The 446-nt window shown below is 57.0% G+C and carries 1 pseudogene; it reads left to right on the top strand.

The annotated features are described in order from the left end of the window. A pseudogene (locus E1162_RS19595) lies at window positions 1-446 on the top strand (hypothetical protein); the annotation flags it as partial.

Below are 446 nucleotides of genomic sequence, written 5' to 3'. Positions count from 1 at the left end.
TTCGGTGACCGCGACAAGTCCTTCGGCGAGCGCAAATCTTTTGGTGACCGTCCATCTGGCGACCGCAAGCCATTTGGTGACCGCGACAAGCCTGCAACCCGTTACGGTTCTAACGTTCGTGGTGACGTGACCTCTAAACCACGCCGAATTCTGGGCGAAGATGGTCATGTAGGTGAATACCGTCCGCAGGAGTACACCGCGAAGGAACGCGAAAAGCGTGATGACTTCTTCGCTGGTGCTCCACGTCCTAAGCATGTTTGGCGCGCGACTGATCCAAACGCTGTAAAAGACACCAAGCCTGCGCGTCCTTCCCGTCCTGCGCGCGATGAGGGTGATGCACCTCGTGCGAAGCCATTCAACAAAGAAGGCGGAAAGTCTTTCGAACGCAAAGGCGACTTCAAGCGCGATGGCAAGCCGGGCGACTTCAAACGTGATGGCAAGCCAGG

The sequence above is a fragment of the Pseudovibrio flavus genome (assembly GCF_009711345.1).
Lineage (GTDB): Bacteria > Pseudomonadota > Alphaproteobacteria > Rhizobiales > Stappiaceae > Pseudovibrio > Pseudovibrio flavus.
Note: the sequence above shows the minus strand (reverse complement) of the source record. Positions and strands in the feature narration are given on the sequence as shown.